This window comes from Streptomyces sp. NPDC045899 (assembly GCF_056431485.1).
The window spans coordinates 97,488-117,491 of the sequence record NZ_JBWKKP010000005.1 but is presented as its reverse complement, the minus strand read 5'-3'; the positions used below and the strand labels follow the sequence as shown (position 1 = coordinate 117,491).

General features: G+C 74.5%; 1 protein-coding gene. It reads left to right on the top strand.

Annotated elements, in window-relative coordinates:
* Nucleotides 1-10 precede the first annotated feature (10 nt).
* Nucleotides 11-19,996, top strand: a complete 19,986-nt coding sequence (locus tag AC07FT_RS09435; protein ID WP_479175351.1) for a non-ribosomal peptide synthase/polyketide synthase — start codon at nt 11-13, stop codon at nt 19,994-19,996.
* Nucleotides 19,997-20,004 lie beyond the last annotated feature (8 nt).

The following is a 20,004-nucleotide window of genomic DNA, read 5'->3' as shown; positions in this document are numbered from 1 at the left end:
ACAACAGACGATGACGTCTTCGAGGAAGAGCCGCGCCGCCGCCCTGCCGGAGGAGTTGCAGGAGGCGCTGCGGCGCCGGCTGGCGGGCAGGGCCGGACGCGCCGAGGCGATCCCCCGCGCGGACCGCGCCCGGCCGCTTCCGCTGTCCTTCGCGCAGACCCGCCTGTGGTTCCTGCACACCCTCCAGCCGGACGAGGCGGGGTACAACAGCGCGGTGGCGCTGCGGCTGACCGGTGTCCTGGACCGCCCGGCGCTCTCCCGGGCGCTGGACGGTCTGGTGGCCCGGCACGAGGCGCTGCGGACCACGTTCGAGGAGAGCGGCGGCCGTCCCGTACAGGTGGTGTCCGAACCCGCCCCGCTGCCGCTGTCGGTGACGGACCTCGGCGGTGCGGCGGACGGCGCGGCGGAGCTGGACCGGCTGCTGCTGGAGGAGTACTCCCGGCCGTTCGACCTGCGGACCGGACCGCTGCTGCGGGCGCTGCTGATCCAGGTGGCCGACGAGGCCCACGTCCTGTTGCTGACGGCCCATCACATCATCACCGACGGCTGGTCGATGGGGGTGCTCACCGATGAGCTGTGCGCGCTGTACGGCGCCGCGGCGACTCCCGGGGCCCAGGATCCGCTGCCGCCGGTGCCGGTGCAGTACCCGGACTTCGCGGTGTGGCAGCGGGACCGGCTGTCCGGGGAGACACTGGAGCGTCAGCTCGGCCACTGGACGGAGCGGCTGAAGGACACCGTACCGCTGGCGCTGCCCACCGACCGGCCGCGGCCCGCGGTGCGCACCTCGGCGGGCGCGGTGCACACCTTCACCGTGTCCGCGGCCACCGCGTCCCGGCTGCGGGCGCTGGCCACCGAGCGGCGCACCACCCTCTTCGCCGCGCTGGTGGCGGTCTGCCAGGGGCTGTTCGCCCGCTGGTCGGGGCAGGACGACATCGCGATCGGCACGGTCACCTCGGGGCGGAGCCGCACCGAACTGGAGCGGGCCGTCGGCTTCTTCGTGAACACGGTGGTACTGCGGTCGGCGGTGGACACCGCGCGCCCGTTCCAGGAACTCCTCGATGACGCGGGCGCCCTGGTGCTGGACGCCTTCGCACACGACGAGACCCCCTTCGAGCGGCTGGTGGAGGCGGTGGGGGCGCGCCGGGAGGCGGGCCGCAACCCCCTGTTCGACGTGATGGTGCTGCTGCACAGCACCCCGCGGGGCACACCCCGCCCCGCCGGGCTGACGGCGGAGGGCGTGGACGTGCCCCGGCGGTCCTCGACCTTCGACCTCAGCATCGAGTTCGTGGACGACGGGGCGGAGGGCGGTGAGCTGCGGGGGCTGCTGGAGTACAGCACCGAGCTGTTCGACACGGCGACCGTCGAGCGGATGGCGGGCCATCTGCTGACGCTGCTCGACGGGGTGACGGCCGAGCCGGAGCGGCCGCTGCGGGAGGTGCCGCTGCTGACCGACGCGGAGCGGCGCCGGGTCACCGAGGCCGGGCGCGGTCCCCTCCGCGCGATCCGCCCGACCACGTTCCCGGAGGTGTTCGCGACACAGGCGGCCCGTACCCCGGAGGCCACCGCCCTGGTCGCCGGGGAGACGGAGTACACCTTCGCGGAACTGGACGCGGCCGCCGACCGGCTGGCCCGACTGCTGACCGGGCGCGGGGTGGGCCCCGAGCGGGTCGTGGGGGTGCGCCTGCCACGCACCGCAGACATGGTGGTGGCGATCCTGGCCGTGCTGAAGGCCGGCGGGGTCTATCTCCCGCTCGACCCCGAACTCCCCGAGGAGCGGCTGGCGTTCCTGGTCGCCGACGCGGAACCGGCACTGGTGCTGGACGAGGCCGCGCTGCGGGAGCTGTCCGCCGAGGCGCCGGTGACCGGTCCCCGGGACACCGGCCGGACCGCCGCACCGCACCCGGACGGCGCCGCGTACATCATCTACACCTCCGGTTCGACCGGCCGCCCCAAGGGGGTGGCGGTGTCCCATCGGGCGATGGTGAACCTGCTGGTCAACCACCGTCATGGGCTGGTGGCCGAGGCCGGTGGCGGACGGCTGCGTGCCGCGCTGACCGCCTCGTTCTCCTTCGACACCTCCCTGGAGGGCCTGCTGCTGATGGCCGACGGCCATGAGCTGCACCTGATCGACGAGGCCACCCGGCTGGACCCGGCCGCCCTGGTCCGCCGGGTCGTCGAGCGCCGCGTCGACTTCCTCGATCTCACCCCCTCCTATCTGCGCCAGCTCCTCCCGGCCGGACTGCTCAGCGACTCCCGCCACCGTCCGCGGGTGCTGATGCTGGGCGGCGAGGCCGTCGGTGAGGCGCTGTGGCGCGAGCTGGCCGAGGTGGACGGCACCACCGCCTACAACTTCTACGGCCCCACCGAATGCGCGGTCGACGCGCTCTCCGCCCGCGTCACGGGGACCGGGCGGCCGGTGGTGGGGCGGCCGCTGGGCAATCTGCGCGCCCAGGTGCTGGACGCCCGGCTCCATCCGGTGCCGGTGGGCGTGGCGGGTGAGCTGTATCTCTCCGGTGAGCAGCTCGCACGCGGCTATGTGCGCCGCCCCGGGCTGACCGCGGAGCGCTTCGTGGCCGACCCCTGGGGACCGCCCGGCAGCCGGATGTACCGCACCGGCGATCTGGCCCGCTGGACCGCCGACGGGGAACTGGACTACCTCGGCCGGGTGGACGACCAGGTGAAGATCCGCGGCCACCGGATCGAACCGGGCGAGATCGAGGCCGCGTTGCTCGCCCTGCCGTCGGTGGCCGAGGCGGCCGTCGTCGCCGTGGCCGACGACCGGGGCCACGCCCGGCTCGCCGCGTACTACGTCCCGTCGCCCGGCGGGGAGCCGCCGGCCGCCGCCGAGTTGCGGGCCGCCCTGGGACGGACCCTGCCGGGCCATATGGTCCCGGCGGTCTTCACCGCGCTGGACACCATGCCGCTGACCACCAGCGGCAAACTGGACCGGCGGGCCCTGCCCGCCCCGCGGGCCGAGGCGGACCGGCGGGAGCACGGATACGTACCGCCGCGCACCCCGGTGGAGAAGGAGCTCGCGCGGATCTGGGCCGAGGTGCTCGGCGCCGGGCCGGTGGGCGCCACCGACAACTTCTTCGAGCTCGGCGGGGATTCGATCCTCGGCATCCAGACCGTCTCCCGGGCCCGCCAGGCCGGGCTGCGGCTCACCTCACGCGATGTCTTCCTCCATCAGACCGTGGCCGAGCTGGCCACCGCGGTGGCCGAGCGGAGCGCGCCGGACACCACGGACACCGAACCCGCCGACGACACCGGGCCCGCACCGCTGACCCCGATCCAGCACTGGTTCTTCGCCACCCACGGTCCGCTGCGCCACTTCACCATGTCGATGGTGGCCGATCTGCCCCACGACCTGGACGAGACCGCGCTCGCCGCCGCCCTGGACGCCGTGGTGGCCCACCATCCGGCCCTGCGCACCCGGTTCACCGCCACCGACGGCACCTGGTGGCAGCGGACCGACGGCGCCGCGTCCGGCCCCCTGCTGCGCCGCCACGACCTGTCGGCGCTGGACGGCGAGGAGGAGCACACCGCCGCGGAGGCGGCGGCCGGGGCCGCCCGCGCCGAACTCGACCTGGAGAGCGGCTCCTTGCTGCGCGCCGCGCTGCTGCTGCGCGGTGCCGGGGCCCGGCCGCGGCTGTTCCTGACCGCACACCACCTCGCCGTGGACAGCGTCTCCTGGCGCATCCTGCTCGGCGATCTGGAGGGCGCCTACCGCCGGGCTGCCGCCGGGGAGCCGATACGGCTCGAAGCGGCCGGAACCCCCTTCACCCGCTGGGCCCACCGGCTCACCGCCCAGGTGCGCGCCGGCGCACTGGACGGTGCGCTGCCGTACTGGGAGGGCGTCGGCCGGACCGGCGGCGCCCCGCTCCCGGTGGACCTCCCGGGCCGGGCGACCGCGGGCTCCACCCGTACCGTCCGGGTGCGGCTGGACCGGGAGACCACCGACGCACTGCTGCGCCGGGTGCCCGGGGTGTACCGCACCCAGGTCAACGATGTGCTGATGAGCGCGCTCGGACGGGTGCTGGCCGACTGGACGCGCGATGACCGGGTGCTGGTGGCCATGGAGGGCCACGGCCGGGAGGAGATCGACGAAACGGTCGACCTGTCCCGTACCGTCGGCTGGTTCACCACCCAGTACCCGGTGGCGCTCACCCTGCCCGGCCAGGACTGGGGTGCGGTGCTGAAGTCGGTCAAGGAGCAGTTGCGCGCCCTGCCCCACCGGGGGCTGAGCTTCGAGGCGCTGGCCCACCTCGGCACGCACGGTTCCCCCGCCCGCGCGCTGGCCGGGCTGCCGCTGCCCGAGGTGTGCTTCAACTACCACGGCCAGTGGGAGTCCTCCGGGGACGAGGACGGGTTCACCCTCACCGGCGAGAGCCTGGGACCGGACCTCGCGGCCGGGGAGCCGTCCACCTACGCACTCGATGTCTCCGGTCTGGTGGCCGACGGCGAACTGGAGCTGACCTGGCTCTACTCCGACCAGGTGCACCACGCCGCCACGGTGCGGCGGCTGGCCGAGGCCATGCTCGGCGCGCTGCGGGAGATCGTGTGGCACTGCGGACGGCCGGACGCCGGCGGTCGCACCCCCTCCGACTTCCCGCTCGCCCGGCTGGACCAGGCGGCCGTGGACCGGCTGGCCGGGGACGGCCGCGAGATCGAGGACATCCACCCACTGACCCCCCTCCAGGAGGGCATGCTCTTCCACCGGCTGGTCGGCGGCGCCGAGGACGTCTACCTCGACCAGGCCACCCTGGTCCTGGACGGGGTGGCCGACCCGCGGGCATTCGCCGCCGCCTGGCAGGAGACGGTGGACCGCACCCCCGTGCTGCGCGGCGGTGTGGTGTGGGAGGACGTCGAACGGCCGGTGCAGGTCGTCCACCGGCGGGTGGACGTCCCGGTGACCCACATCGACTGGCGCGCGCTGTCCGGGGAGCGGCGCGAGGAGGAGCTGGAGCGGGTCCGGGCCGAGGACCTGGCGCACGGTGTCGAGCTGAGCGCACCACCGCTGATGCGGCTGACGCTGGCCCGGCTCACCGATGACCGGGTGGCGCTCATCTGGACCTCGCACCATCTGGTCCTGGACGGCTGGAGCCTGGCGCAGGTGTTCACCGAGGTGTGCGAGCGGTACGCCGCGGGGACGCGGGGCGACCGTCCCGTCCTGCCCTCCCGCCGTCCGTTCCGCGACTACCTCCAGTGGCTGGACGGCCAGGACGAGGCGGAGGCGCGGGAACACTGGCGCGCGCTGCTCGCGGGCTTCACCGCGCCCACCCCGCTGCCCTGGGACCGCGGCCCCCTGGAGTCGCACCGGGCCCGGTCCTCCGCCACCCTGGCGGTGGCACTCGGCAAGGACGCCTCGGACGAGCTGCGCCGTACCGCGCAGGGCCACGGGCTCACCGTCAACACCCTGGTGCAGGGCGCCTGGGCGCTGCTGCTGTCGCGGTACAGCGGTGAACGGGACGTGGTCTTCGGCACCACCGTCTCGGGCCGCCCGGCCGAACTGGCCGGGGTGGAGGCGATGGTGGGCATGTTCATCAACACCCTGCCCACCCGGGTCCGGGTGGACGGGACCCGCAACACCGTGGAGTGGCTGCGGGAGCTCCAGTTGGCCCAGGCCGGGTCACGGCGGTACGAGGCGGTCTCGCTGGCCCAGCTGACCGGCTGGAGCGAGCTCCCGGCGGGCACCGCGCTCTTCGACAGCATGGTGGCCTTCGAGAACTACCCGTTCGACGACTCCTCGGCGCGCGAGGCGGGTCTGCGGATCGCCGAGGTGCGGTCGACCGACGCCACCAACTTCCCGCTGAGCCTGCGGGCCCATCTGTCGGACCGGCTCGGCTTCGACCTCGGCTACGACCCCGGTCTGTTCGACGAGCGGACCGCGGCCGACCTCGCCGACCGGCTGTGTCTGCTGCTCCGCCAGATGGCCGCCGACCCGGCCCGGCCCTTGCGGGCACTGCCGTGGACCACCGACGCGGAGCGCGCCCGGCTGGTGGGCGCATGGGCCGGAGGGGACACCGCACGGTGGCCGTCTCCCGAGCGGACCGTGGTGGAGGCGTTCGCCGAGCAGGTGGCCCGCACCCCCGGCGCCACCGCCGTCAGCTGCGCCGGGGAGACATTGTCCTACGCCGAACTCGACGCGCGGTCCGGACGGCTGGCCCACCGGCTCACCGCCCAGGGCGCCGGACGGGAGCGGTATGTGGCGCTGGCGCTCCCCCGGTCGCTCGACATGATCGTGGCCATCGTGGCGGTGCTGAAGACGGGTGCGGCCTATCTGCCGGTGGACCCCGATCTGCCCGCCGCCCGGATCGCGCATCTGCTCGCCGACACCGCACCGGTGCTGGTGGTGACCACCCGTGAGCTGGCGCCACGGTGTGCCGGGGAGGTGGCGGCGCTGTGCCTGGACGACCCGGCGGTGTCCGGGGATCTGGCGGGCCGTCCCGCCACCGTCCCGGCCGGGTGCGGACCGCTGCCGGACAGCCCCGCCTACGCCATCTACACCTCCGGCTCGACCGGACTGCCGAAGGGCGTGGTGGTGCCGCACCGCAACGTGGTGCGGCTGTTCACCGCCACCGACCCCTGGTTCGGCTTCGGCCCGGACGACGTGTGGACGATGTTCCACTCCTACGCCTTCGACTTCTCGGTGTGGGAGATCTGGGGCCCGCTGCTGCACGGCGGACGGCTCGTGGTGGTGCCCTACGCCGTCTCGCGCTCCCCGGAGGAGTTCCTGCGGCTGCTGGCCGAGGAGCGGGTCACCGTCCTCAGCCAGACACCCTCGGCGTTCGCCGCGCTGGCGCGCGCCGACGAGGAACACCCGGGCACCGGACTGGCCCTGCGCACCGTGGTGTTCGGCGGTGAGGCGCTGGAGCCCCGGCGGCTGGCGGGCTGGTACGCGCGCCACGGCGACACCGCGCCGGTGCTGGTCAATATGTACGGCATCACCGAGACCACCGTGCATGTCACCCACACCGCGCTGGACCGGGCGGGCGCGGCCCGCGCCACCGGCAGCGGGATCGGCACCGGCATCCCCGATCTGCGGGTGTACGTGCTCGACGAGGGTCTGGAACCGGTGCCGCCTGGCGCCGCCGGTGAGCTGTACGTGGCCGGGGCGGGGCTGGCCCGAGGCTATCTGCGCCGCCCGGGGCTGACCGCGTCCCGTTTCGTCGCGGACCCGTTCGGCCCGCCCGGCACCCGGATGTACCGCACCGGCGACCGGGCCCGCTGGACCGCGGACGGCACCCTGGAGTACCTGGGCCGCGCCGACCACCAGGTGAAGATCCGTGGCTTCCGGATCGAGCCCGGTGAGGTCGAGGCGGCCCTGACCGCCCGTCCGGACGTGGCCGACGCGGTGGTGACCGTGCGCGAGGACCAGCCCGGGGTGCGGCGGCTGGTGGCGTACACGGTGGCGGCGGAGGAGTCCGCACGGCCGTCCGCCGCCGAGCTGCGGGAGACGCTCGGCCGCACCCTGCCCGCGCATATGGTCCCGGCCGCGTACGTCCCGCTGGACGCGCTGCCACTGACCGTCAACGGCAAACTGGACCGGGCGGCGCTGCCCGCGCCCGGCGCGGAGGGCTTCGCCACCAGCGGGGAGCGCGTCGCCCCGCGCACCCCGGCCGAACGGACCGTGGCCGGGGCGCTGGCCGAGGTGCTGGGCGTCACCGAGGTCGGCGCGGAGGACAACTTCTTCGCGCTGGGCGGGGATTCGATCCTGGCGATCCGGGTGGCCTCGCGGCTGCGGACCGCGTTCGGTACGGAGGTGTCCCCGCGCGCCCTGTTCACCCATGCCACGGTGGCCGCCCTGGCCGCCGCGCTCACCGCGCCCGCCGCGGCGGAGACCGGGCGGGCCATCCCGGCCGTTCCGCGCGGCGGGGACCTGCCGCTGTCCTTCGCCCAGCAACGGCTGTGGTTCCTCGACTCCTTCGACGACGACGGCACGGAGTACCTCACCCCGTTCGGACTGCGGCTGCGCGGAGAGCTGGACACCGCCGCGCTGGGCGCCGCGCTGGACGGGCTGGTGGCCCGGCACGAACCGCTGCGCACCACCTTCGCCGAGGTGGACGGGCGCGGTGTGCAGCGGGTGCGGGAGCCGTACCGGGTGGAGCTGCCGCTGCGCGACCTGAGCGGGACCGACGGGGCCGGGCGCGCGCGGGAGCTGGAGGAGTTGCTGGCGCGGGAGACCGCGACCCCCGTCGACCTGCGCACCGGCCCGCCGCTGCGGGCATCCCTGATCCGGCTGGCGGACACCGAGCACATCCTCACCCTGACGATGCATCACATCGTCACGGACGGCTGGTCCACCGCCGTCATCGGCACCGATCTGACCGAGCTGTACGCGGCGGCGGTGGCCGGCCGGCCCGCCGCACTGCCCGCACTGCCCATCGGTTACGCCGACTACGCGGCCTGGCAGCGCGATCCGGACGGCGGGGCCGCACCGGTGGAGGCGCAACTGGAGCACTGGCGGCAGCGGCTGGCGGGGCTGGTCCCGCTGGAGCTGCCGACCGACCGCCCCAGGCCGCCGGTCCAGACCCGGAACGGGGCGCTGCTGGAGTTCGCCCTGGACGCCGAGCTGGTGGCGGGGTTGCGGGAGACCGGCCGCCGCGCGGACGGCACCCTGTTCACCGCCCTCCTCGCCACCTGCCAGGTGCTGTTCGCCCGCTGGTCGGGACAGGAGGACATCACCGTCGGCACGGTGACCTCCGGCCGGGAGCGGTCCGAACTGGAACATCTGGTGGGCATGTTCGTGCACACACTGGTGCTGCGGAACCGGGTGCGCGCCGACCGGCCGTTCCCGGAGCTGCTGGCCGAGGTGCGCGCCACCGTGCTGGACGCCTTCGCCCACCAGGACGTGCCGTTCGAGCGGATCGTGGACGAGCTCCAGCCGGAGCGGGACACCAGCCGCAGCCCGCTGTTCCAGGTGATGGTGGCCCTGCACAACCTGGGCGGAGAGGTGCCGCGGCTGCCCGGTCTGACCGTGGAGGCCGTCCGGATGCCCGGCCGCACCACGGGGTTCGACCTCGGGATCGACTTCGTGGAGCACGGGGACACGGTCACCGCGTTCGTGGAGTACAGCACCGATCTGTTCGATCCGGAGACCGTGGAGCGGATGTGCGCGTCGCTGCGGCTGCTGCTGGCGGCGGTGGCACAGGACCCGGACCGCACGGTGGGCGAACTGCCGCTGCTCTCGGAGGATGAGCGCCACACGGTGCTGGAGGAGTGGAACGCCACCGCCCTCGCGGTGCCGGACACCACCTTCCCCCGGCTGTTCGAGGAGCAGTCGGCCCGGACCCCGCACGCCACCGCGCTGGTGGCCGAGGACGCGGCCTGCGACTTCGCGGAGCTCAACGCCCGCGCCAACCGGCTGGCCCACCATCTGATCGGCCTCGGGGTCGCCCCGGAGACGGTGGTCGCGGTCCGGCTGCCGCGCACCTCCGCGCTGCTGGTGGCGCTGCTCGCCGTCCTCAAGGCGGGCGGGGCATATCTGTACCTGGACCCCGAACTGCCCGAGGAGCGGTCGCGGTTCCTGCTCGAGGACGCGGGCCCGGAGGTGGTCCTCACCCCGGAGAGCCTGGCCGCCGCGCCCCTCGGCGGACTGCCCGCCACCGATCCGGTGGACGGCGACCGGCGGGCCCCGCTGTGCCCGGAGCACACCGCGTACCTCAACTACACCTCGGGCTCCACCGGCCGCCCCAAGGGCGTGGCCGTGGAACACCGCCAGCTGGTCAATCTCTGCCATGACCACCGGACCGCACTGGTCGAGCCGCACACCGCCGGGGGCGGCCGGCCGCTGCGTACCGCGCTCACCGCCGCGTTCTCCTTCGACACCTCCTGGGAGGGCCCGCTGATGCTGGCCCTGGGGCAGGAGGTGCATCTGATCGGCGATGCCGAACGGCTCGACCCGGCCGCGCTGGTGGAGCTGATCCGCGGCCGCGAACTGGACTTCCTCGACCTCACCCCGTCCTATCTCCACGAGCTGGTGGCCGCCGGGCTGTTCGCCCCCGGACATCACCACCCGCGCGTGGTGATGGTGGGCGGTGAGGCCCTGGACCCGGCGCTGTGGCGGGAGCTGCGCGCCCTGCCGGAGACGGCCGCGTACAACTTCTACGGACCCACCGAGTGCACGGTGGACGCGGTGTACGGACCGCTGGCCGGGCTCGGCGACCGGCCGCTCATCGGGCGGCCCGGGCGCAATCTGCGGGCCTATGTCCTGGACGGCGCACTGCGGCCGGTGCCACCGGGGACACCGGGCGAACTGCATCTGGCCGGTGCCCAGATCGCCCGCGGCTACCACGGCCGCCCCGGGCTCACCGCGGAGCGGTTCGTGGCGGACCCGTACGGTCCGCCCGGCACCCGGATGTACCGCACCGGCGACCGGGCCCGCTGGACCGCGGACGGGACGCTGGAGTTCCTGGGCCGCACCGACGAGCAGGTCAAGATCCGTGGCTTCCGGATCGAGCCCGGTGAGATCGAGTCGGCGCTGCGCGACCATCCGGCGGTGGCGGACACCGTGGTGGTGGTCCGGGAGGACACCGGCCACCGGCGGCTGGTGGCCTACCTGGTGGCCGGGGAGCCGGGGTCCCCGTGCGATCCGGTGGAGCTGCGCGCCTGGCTGAAGCGGACCCTGCCCGACTACATGGTCCCGTCCGCCTTCGTCACCCTGGAGCGGATCCCGCGCTCGGACAGCGGGAAGGCGGACCGGCGGGCGCTGCCCGCACCGCCGCTCCCGTCCGAGGACGGGGAGTACACCGCGCCGCGCACCCCGGTCGAAGCCGAACTGGCCCGGATCTGGGCCGAGGTGCTGGGCGTCCCCCGGGTCGGCGTGGCGGACAACTTCTTCGCGCTGGGCGGCGATTCGATCCTCAGCATCCAGATCGTCTCCCGGGCCCGTCAGGCCGGTCTGCGGCTGACCTCCAAGGACATCTTCCGCCACCAGACGGTCGCGGAACTCGCGGTCGGCACCGTCGCGCTCGCCGCTCCGGGGCCCGTGGCCGCCGCGGCACCCTCCGGTCCGGCACCGCTGACCCCGATCCAGCACGCGTATCTGGAGCACCGGCGGCCCGGCGAGGCGCACCACTTCACCATGACCCACCGGCTGCGGCTCACCGACGACCTCGACGTGACCGCGCTGCGGCGCGCGGTACACGCCCTGGTGACCCACCATCCGGCGCTGCGCACCCGGTTCACCGTCCGCGACGGGCAGTGGCGGCAGGAGGTGCTTCCCACGGCCCCGGCCGAGGTGTTCCAGCGCTACGACCTGTCCGGACTCGGTGACGAGGCGCGGGAGGAGGCGGTGCGGGAGGCCACCGTCCGGGCCCAGACCGGTCTGGACTTCGGCGCGGGAGCGGTGGTGCGCGCGCTGCTGTTCACCGCCGGCCACCAGCAGCCGCCCGAGCTGCTGCTCACCGCCCACCACCTGGTGGTGGACGGGGTGTCGTGGCGCGTCCTCCTGGGCGATCTGGAGACCGCGTACCGGCAGGCGGCCGACGGTGGCACGCCCGAACTCCCGCCGGTGGGCAGTGGCTGCGCCCAGTGGGCGGCCCGGCTGGCGGAACACGTACGCTCCGGCGGCCTCGACGACGAGCGGGCGTACTGGACGCGCACCGCGCGGACACCGGCCACCGCACTGCCGGTGGACCGGGACGGCGTCAACACCCAGGAGACCGCCGCCACGGTGACCGCCGTCCTCGGGCGGGCCGAGACCGGTGCGCTGCTGCGCGATGTCCCCGGGGTGTACCGCACCCGGATCAACGATGTGCTGCTCAGCGCCCTCGGCCGCACCCTGGCCCGGTGGACCGGCGGGGACACCGTGCTGATCGGGGTGGAGGGCCACGGCCGTGAGGACCTGTTCGACGACATCGATCTGTCGCGCACGGTCGGCTGGTTCACCGCCGAGTTCCCGCTCGCGCTGACCGTGGCGGGCGACGCGGACTGGCGGGACACCCTGCGGTCGGTCAAGGAGCAGCTGCGGGCGGTGCCCCGGCGCGGTCTGGGCCACGGCGCGCTGCGCCAGCTCGCGGCGGAGGGATCCGGGGCCGGGGCGCTGCGCGCCGGTCCGGAGCCGCAGGTGTCCTTCAACTACCACGGCCGCTGGGAGGTGTCCGACCGCGGCGCCGCGTCCGGCCTCTGCCGCGAGACACTGCCGGTGACCGGCCGGGACACGCCGGGCGGGGAGACCCGCGGCTGTCTGCTGGAGATCACCGGCGCGGTCCAGGACGGCCGGCTGGAGCTGGGCTGGACCTATCCGTCCCGGATGTACGACGAGGCGACGGTGCGGGGGCTGGCCGACGGCGTGATGGCCGCGCTGCGGGAGATCGTGGAGCACTGCGCCACGCCCGGTGCGGGCGGCCGCACCCCGTCCGACTTCCCGCTCGCCGGACTGGACCAGCACCAGGTGGATCTGCTCGCGGGCGACGGCGCCGCGGTGGAGGACATCTGTCCGCTGACGCCGCTGCAGTCCGGGATGGTCTTCCACGGGCTGGTGGAGACGGACACCGGCGAGGGTGGTGGCGCCTACGTCGACCAGATGGCGCTGCGCATCGGCGGGATCACCGATCCGCACGCCTTCGCCACCGCCTGGCAGGCCGTGGTGGACCGGACGCCGGTGCTGCGCAGCGCGGTGCGCTGGCAGGGGCTGGCCGCCCCGGTGCAGGTGGTGTACCGCGAGGCGGTGCTGCCGGTGGCGCACCACGACTGGCGGGAACTGTCCCCGGCGGCGCGGGAGGCGGCGCTGCGGCGGCTGCTGGCCGAGGACCGGGCGGCCGGGATGGAGCTGACGGCCGCACCGCTGAGCCGGATCGCGCTGGCCAGGCTCTCCGACGACGAGATCACCCTGGTGTGGACCTCGCACCATGTGATGCTGGACGGCTGGAGCACCGGCCAGGTGTTCGCCGAGGTGTGCGAGGGCTACGCCGCGCTCACCGAGGGCCGCACGCCCCAGCCGCCCGCGCGCCGTCCGTTCCGGGACTTCCTGCACTGGCTGGGCGAACAGGACCAGGAGCGGGCCGAGGGCTGGTGGCGGGAGGCGCTGGCGGGGTTCACCGAGCGCACCCCGCTGCCGTACGACCGGCAGCCGGCCGGGGCGCACCGCGCCGACTCCGGTGAGCTGACCCGGCTGGAGCTGAGCCGGGAGGTGTCCGCACGGCTGCGGGAGACCGCACGCCGCCACGGGCTGACCGTCAACACGGTGGTGCAGGGCGCGTGGGCGCTTCTGCTGTCCCGTTACGGCGGGGTGCCCGACGTGGTGTTCGGCACCACCGTCTCGGGCCGTCCGGCCGAACTGCCGGGTGTGGAGACGATGGTCGGCATGTTCATCAACACGGTGCCGACCAGGGCCGTGGTGGAGGGCGGCCGGGAGGTGGCGGCGTGGCTGCGGGAGCTCCAGGAGCACCAGAGCGACTCCCGCCGCTTCGACTTCGTGTCGCTGCCGCGGATCCAGGCACTGAGCGCGCTGCCGCCGGGTGAGGCGCTCTTCGACAGCATGGTGGTCTTCGAGAACTACCCCTTCGACGAGTCCTCCGCGGCCGGGGCCGGGATCGTCCTCCACGAGGTGCGGGCCGAGGACTCCACCAGTTTCCCGCTGTGTCTGCGCGCCTATCTGGGCGAGACGCTCGGCTTCGACATCGCCTACGACCCGGCGCTGTTCGACGCGGCCACGGCGGAGCGGGCGGCGGGCCATCTGCGGACCCTCCTGACCGGTATCGCCGACGGCGCCGGGGGCACCGTGGACGCGCTGGAGCTGCTGACCGGGCCGGAGCGCCGGGCGGCCGCGGCGCAGTGGCACACCGCGGCCCCGCCGCCGCCCGCCACCTCGCTCCCCGGGGCGTTCGCCGCACAGGCCGCGCTGACCCCGGACGCGGTGGCGGTCACCGACGGCGCCACCACGCTCGACTACCGCGCGCTGGAGGACTGGTCGGACCGGCTGGCGGGGGTGCTGGTGCGGTCCGGGGTGCGGACCGAGGACCGGGTCGGGCTGCTGATGGACCGGTCGGCCGAACTGGTCGTCGCGCAGCTCGCGGTGGTCAAGGCCGGCGGGGTCTACGTACCGGTGGACACCCGGGCCCCGGGTGAGCGGCGGCGGGCGCTGCTGGAGAGCGCGGGCGCGGCGGTGACGCTGACCGCCGCCGAGGTGGCGGCGGCGTGTGACGCCGATCCGGCCGCGCCGTCCGCCCCGGCACACCGGGACCAGCTGGCGTATGTGATGTTCACCTCCGGGTCGACCGGGGAGCCGAAGGCGGTGGGGGTACGCCACCGCGACGTGGTGGCACTCGCCCGCCACCGTGGATTCGACGGCGGCGGCCACCAGCGGGTGCCGCTGCACTCGCCGGTGGCGTTCGACGCCGCCACCTACGAGGTGTGGGTGCCGCTGCTGCGCGGCGGACAGGTGGTCGTGGCACCGCCGGGCGAACTGGACGCCGGGGCGCTGCGGACGCTGGTGGCCGGGCACGGGGTGACGGGTCTGTGGCTGACCGCCGGGCTGTTCCGGCTGCTGGCCCAGGACGCGCCGGACTGTTTCGCGGGGCTGCGCGAGGTGTGGACCGGTGGCGACGTGGTGCCCGCGGCCTCGGTGCGCCGGGTGCTGGCCCGGTGCCCCGGGCTGACCGTGGTGGACGGCTACGGGCCGACGGAGACCACGACGTTCGCCACGTCCTTCGCGATGTCCGGGGCGGACACGGTGCCGGAGACGGTGCCGATCGGCCGTCCGCTGGACCACACCCGGGTCCATGTACTGGACGCACGGCTGCGGATCGTGCCCCCCGGTGTGGTCGGTGAGCTGTATGTGGCCGGGGAGGGCGTGGCCCGTGGCTATCTGGACCGGCCCGGCACGACCGCCGCGTCGTTCGTGGCCGACCCCTACGGGCCGCCCGGGGAGCGGATGTACCGCACCGGGGACCTGGCGCGGCGCCGGCCGGATGGTGCGGTGGAGTTCGCCGGACGCGCCGACGACCAGGTGAAGGTGCGTGGTTTCCGGATCGAGCCCGGTGAGATCGAGGCGGTCCTGACCGACCGCCCGGACGTGGCCGACGCGGCGGTGGTGGCCCGGGAGGACCGGCCGGGAGCGAAGCGGCTGGTGGCCTATGTGGTGGCGGCGGACGGCGGCGCGGTGGACGGTGAACTCCTGCGCTCCCATGCCGCGGAACGGCTGCCCGACTACATGGTGCCGTCGGCCGTGGTGACGCTCGCGGCGCTGCCGCTGAGCCGCAACGGCAAGGTGGACCGCGGTGCGCTGCCCGCCCCGGCCCCGGCCCCGGGCGGTGTCCCCTCACGGGAGCCGCGCGGTGCGGCGGAGCGGGTGACGGCGGAGGTCTGGGCCGAGGTGCTGGGAGTGGAACGGGTCGGCGCCGAGGACGACTTCTTCGCGCTGGGCGGTGACTCGATCCTCAGCATCCGGCTCACCTCTCGGCTGCGGGAGGCGTTCGGCCGGGAGCTGTCGCCCCGGATGGTGTTCACGCATCCGACCGTCGCCGCGCTCGCCGCGGCCCTCGGCGCGCCCGAGGCCCGCACCGGACGGCGGCTCACCCCGATCGTGCCGGTGCGCCGGGACGGCGAGCTGCCGCTGTCCTATCCCCAGCAGCGCCTGTGGTTCCTGGACTCCTTCGAACCGGACAGCGCGGAGTACATCACCCCGCTGGCGCTGCGGATGCGCGGGGAGCTCGACCTCGGAGCGCTGGGCCGGGCGCTGACCGCCCTGGTGGCCCGGCACGAGTCGCTGCGGACCACCTTCGACGCGGTGGACGGCCGGGGCACGCAGATCGTGCACCCGCCGGCCGCGGTCCGGCTCGACCCCACCGATCTGTCCTCGCTCACGGACGAGGCACGCGAGTCCGAACTGGCGGAGCTGCTGGCGTACGAGCGGGCCCGCCCGTTCGACCTGCGGCACGGTCCGCTGCTGCGTATCGCGCTGATCCGGATGGACGCCCGCGACCATGTCCTCGCCCTGACGCTGCACCACATCATCACCGACGGCTGGTCCACCGGGGTGCTCACCAGCGATCTGCGGGAGCTGTACCGGGCGGAGCTGAACGGTGAGGCGGCCGCCCTGCCGCCGCTGCCGGTCGGGTACCCGGACTACGCGTCCTGGCAGCGCACCGAACTGGCCGGATCACACGCCGAGGAGGAACTCGCCTACTGGAGACATCAGTTGGCGGGAGTGCCACCGCTGGAGCTGCCCACCGACCGGCCCCGTCCGGCGGTACAGACCCGCAACGGCGCCACCGTGGAGTTCGGCCTGCCCGTGGACGTGACCGGACGGCTGAAGGCCGACGGCCGGGCCCGGGGCACCACCCTGTTCATGACCCTGGTGGCGGCGTCCCAGATCCTGCTGGCCCGGCTGTCGGGGCAACGGGACATCGCCGTGGGCACGGTGACCTCGGGCCGGGACCGCACCGAGGTGGAGCGGCTGATCGGGTTCTTCGTCAACACCCTGGTGCTGCGGTCCACGGTGGACCCCCGGCGTGGGTACGGCGACTTCCTGACCGAGGTGCGCGGCACGGTCCTGGACGCGTTCGCGCACCAGAGCGTGCCGTTCGAGCGGGTGGTGGACGAGGTGCAGCCGGCCCGGGACACCAGCCGGACACCGCTGTTCCAGGCGATGGTGGTCCTCCAGAACATCCCCGCCCCGGCGATGGAGCTGCCCGGTCTGACGCTGGAGGATGTCGAGCTCGATGTGCACACCGCCAGCTTCGACCTCACCCTGGAGTTCGCCGAGGGGGCGGACGGCGCGCTGCGCGGACTGATCGGCTACAACACCGATCTGTTCGACACCTCGACCGCCGAGCGGATGGCGGGGGCCCTGACGTCGCTGCTCACCGGGATCGCCGAGGATCCGGACCGGCCGGTGGGCGCACTGCCGCTGACCACCGCGGAGGAGCTGCGGCGCACCCTGGTGGAGTGGAACGACACCGGACGGCCGGTGGCGCCCGCCACCCTGCCCGAGCTGTTCGCACGGCAGGTGGCGGCGGCGCCGGAGGCCACGGCCGTCCGGCACCCGGCGGGTGAACTCAGCTACGCCGCGCTGGACTCGGCCGCGAACCGGCTGGCCCACCGGCTGGCCGGGCGGGGCGTGGGCCCGGAGCGGCTCGTCGCACTGGTGCTGCCGCGGTCGGTGGAGATGGTGGTGGCCCAGCTGGCCGTGGTGAAGGCGGGCGGTGCGTTTCTGCCCGTCGACCCGGCCTACCCCGAGGAGCGGAAGGCGTTCATGCTCCGGGACGCCGCGCCCGCGGTGGTACTGGACGACCCGGCGTCGGTCTGGGTCGAGGGAGGTCCGGCGGACCCGCCGGACACGGCGCATCCGGCACCGGACCACCCGGCGTACATCATCTACACCTCCGGATCCACCGGGGTGCCCAAGGCCGTGGTGGTCGGCCACACCGGGCTGGCGAACTTCTCGGTCGCGGTCACCGCGCACTACGAGGTCCGCGCCGGGGACCGGGTGCTCCAGTTCGCCTCGCCCAGCTTCGACGCCTCCGTCCTGGAGCTGTGCGCCGCGCTGACCGGCGGGGCCACCCTGGTGGTCGCGGACGAGGGCCCGCTGCTGGGCGACCGGCTGGCCGGGGTCCTCCGGGACCAGCGGATCACCCACGCCCTGATCCCCCCGGCGGCCCTGGCCACCGTTCCGGAGACGGACCTGCCGCATCTGCGCACCCTGATCGTCGGTGGTGACGCGTGCACGGCCGCGCTGGTCGACCGCTGGGCGCCCGGCCGCCGGATGGTCAACTCCTACGGCCCGACCGAGGCCACGGTGGTGAGCACCTGGTCCGGGCCGCTGACCGCCGGTTCCCCGGCGCCCCCGATCGGCCGTCCGATCCCCGGCAGCCGTGCCTACGTCCTGGACGAGGCGCTGCGCCCGGTGCCGGTCGGAGTGGCCGGGGAGCTGTACGTGGCGGGCCCCGGACTGGCGCGCGGCTATCTGGGCCGGGCGGGGCTGACCGCCGCGCGGTTCACCGCCGATCCGTTCGGCCCCGCGGGCGGGCGGATGTACCGCACCGGAGATGTGGTGCGCTGGGAGGCGGACGGAACCCTGCGGTTCCTCGGCCGGGCGGACGACCAGGTCAAGGTGCGCGGGTTCCGAATCGAACCCGGAGAGGTGGAGGCCGCGTTGCGGCGCAGCCCCGAGGTGCGCGAGGCGGTCGTGGCGGTCCGGGACACCTCCGCCGCCGCGGAACCTCCATCGGGGCAGAAGCGGCTGGTCGGCTATGTGGTCCCGGAGCCGGGCGCCACCCCCACCGCCGCGTCCCTGCGTGACTTCCTGGGCCGGATCCTGCCCGACCACCTGGTGCCCTCGGCGTACGCCACCCTGGACGCCCTGCCGCTCACCCCGAACGGCAAGGTGGACCGGCGGGCGCTGCCGGACCCCGATCCGGCGCCGGCCTCCTCCGGCGCCGGACACATCGCGCCGCGCACTCCCCTGGAGAGCCGGATCGCGGCGATCTGGGCGGACGTCCTGGGTCTTGAACGGGTCGGCGCCCACGACAACTTCTTCGACCTGGGCGGGGACTCCATCCTCTCCATCCAGGTGGTCTCGCGGGCCCGGCAGTCCGGTCTGCACATGTCCACCAAGGACCTGTTCACCCATCAGACGGTGGCGGCGCTGGCGGAGGTGGTGACGGCCGAGCGGGCCCGGGAGCGGTCCGGGCCGGTCACCGGATCCCTTCCGCTCACCCCGATCCAGGACTGGTTCTTCACCACCCACACCGTCCAGCCACATCACTTCAACCAGTCCGCGCTGCTGGAACTGCACCAGGATCCGGACGAGTCCGCGCTGGAGCGGGCCCTCACGGCCCTGCTGACGCACCATGACGCGCTGCGGATGCGCTTCGTGCGGGACGGGGAGGAGTGGCGGCAGGAGAACCCGGGGGCCGACCCCACCGCCACCGTGCTGATCCGGCACGATCTGTCCGCACTGCCACCGGCGGAGGCCGACGCGGCGATGGAGGAGGCGGCGGACGCGCTGCACGCGGGCTTCGCGCTGGACCGGGGACCGCTGCTGAAGGCGGCGTTGTTCCGGCGCGGGGACACCCGGCGTCCCTTCCTCTTCCTGGCCGCCCATCACCTGGTGATCGACGGGGTGTCCTGGCGGATCGTGCTGGACGACCTGGACACCGCGTACCAGCAGGCCCTCCGGGGCGAACCGGTGGACCTCGGCCCGAAGACGACCTCGTTCCGCGACTGGGCCACCGGGCTCGCCGCCCATGTCGCCGACGGTGGCCTGGACCACGAGGCCGACCACTGGGCCGCCGCGCTGGGGGCCCGGCCGCTGCCCGTCGACCACACCGCCGGCATCCCGGGCGCGGAGAAGGACACGGTGCCGGTCGAGGTCGGTGAGACGGACACCGAGGCGCTGTTGCGTTCGGCCCCCACCGCCTACCGCACCCGGATCAACGACGTCCTGCTGGCCGCGCTCGCGCTGGCGCTCGCGCGCTGGACGGGACAGGGCCGGGTGACCGTCGAACTCGAGGGCCACGGCCGGGAGGACGTCGTCGAGGGCGCCGATCTCTCCCGTACGGTCGGCTGGTTCACCACGATGTACCCGGTCTCCTTCGAGGTGCCCGGAGGGGGCGAGGGCGGCGACCTCGCCGCGACCGACTGGCGCGGACTGGTCAAGTCGGTGCGGCGGCAGTTGCGGACGGTACCCGGCAACGGCTTCGGCTACGGGGCACTGCGCACCTTCGGCACACCACAGGTCCGGGAGCGGCTGACCGGCACCGGCCCGGGGCCACAGATCGTCTTCAACTACCTGGGCCAGTGGGACGCCCGCTCCTCGCAGGCCCAGGGCGGTCTGTTCCACGCCGAACACGGCTCCTTCGGCCAGGACCACGCCCCGGGCCAGGGCGGATCCCATCTGCTGGAGGTGGTGGGCGCGGTGCAGGACGGCCGGCTGGGCTTCACCTGGTACTACCACCCCGCCGTGCACGAACGGTCGACGGTGGCGGCGGTGGCCGCGGACTTCGCGGACGCGCTGCGCCGGATCGCCCGGGACTGCCGGGGCGACGGATGACCGGGGAG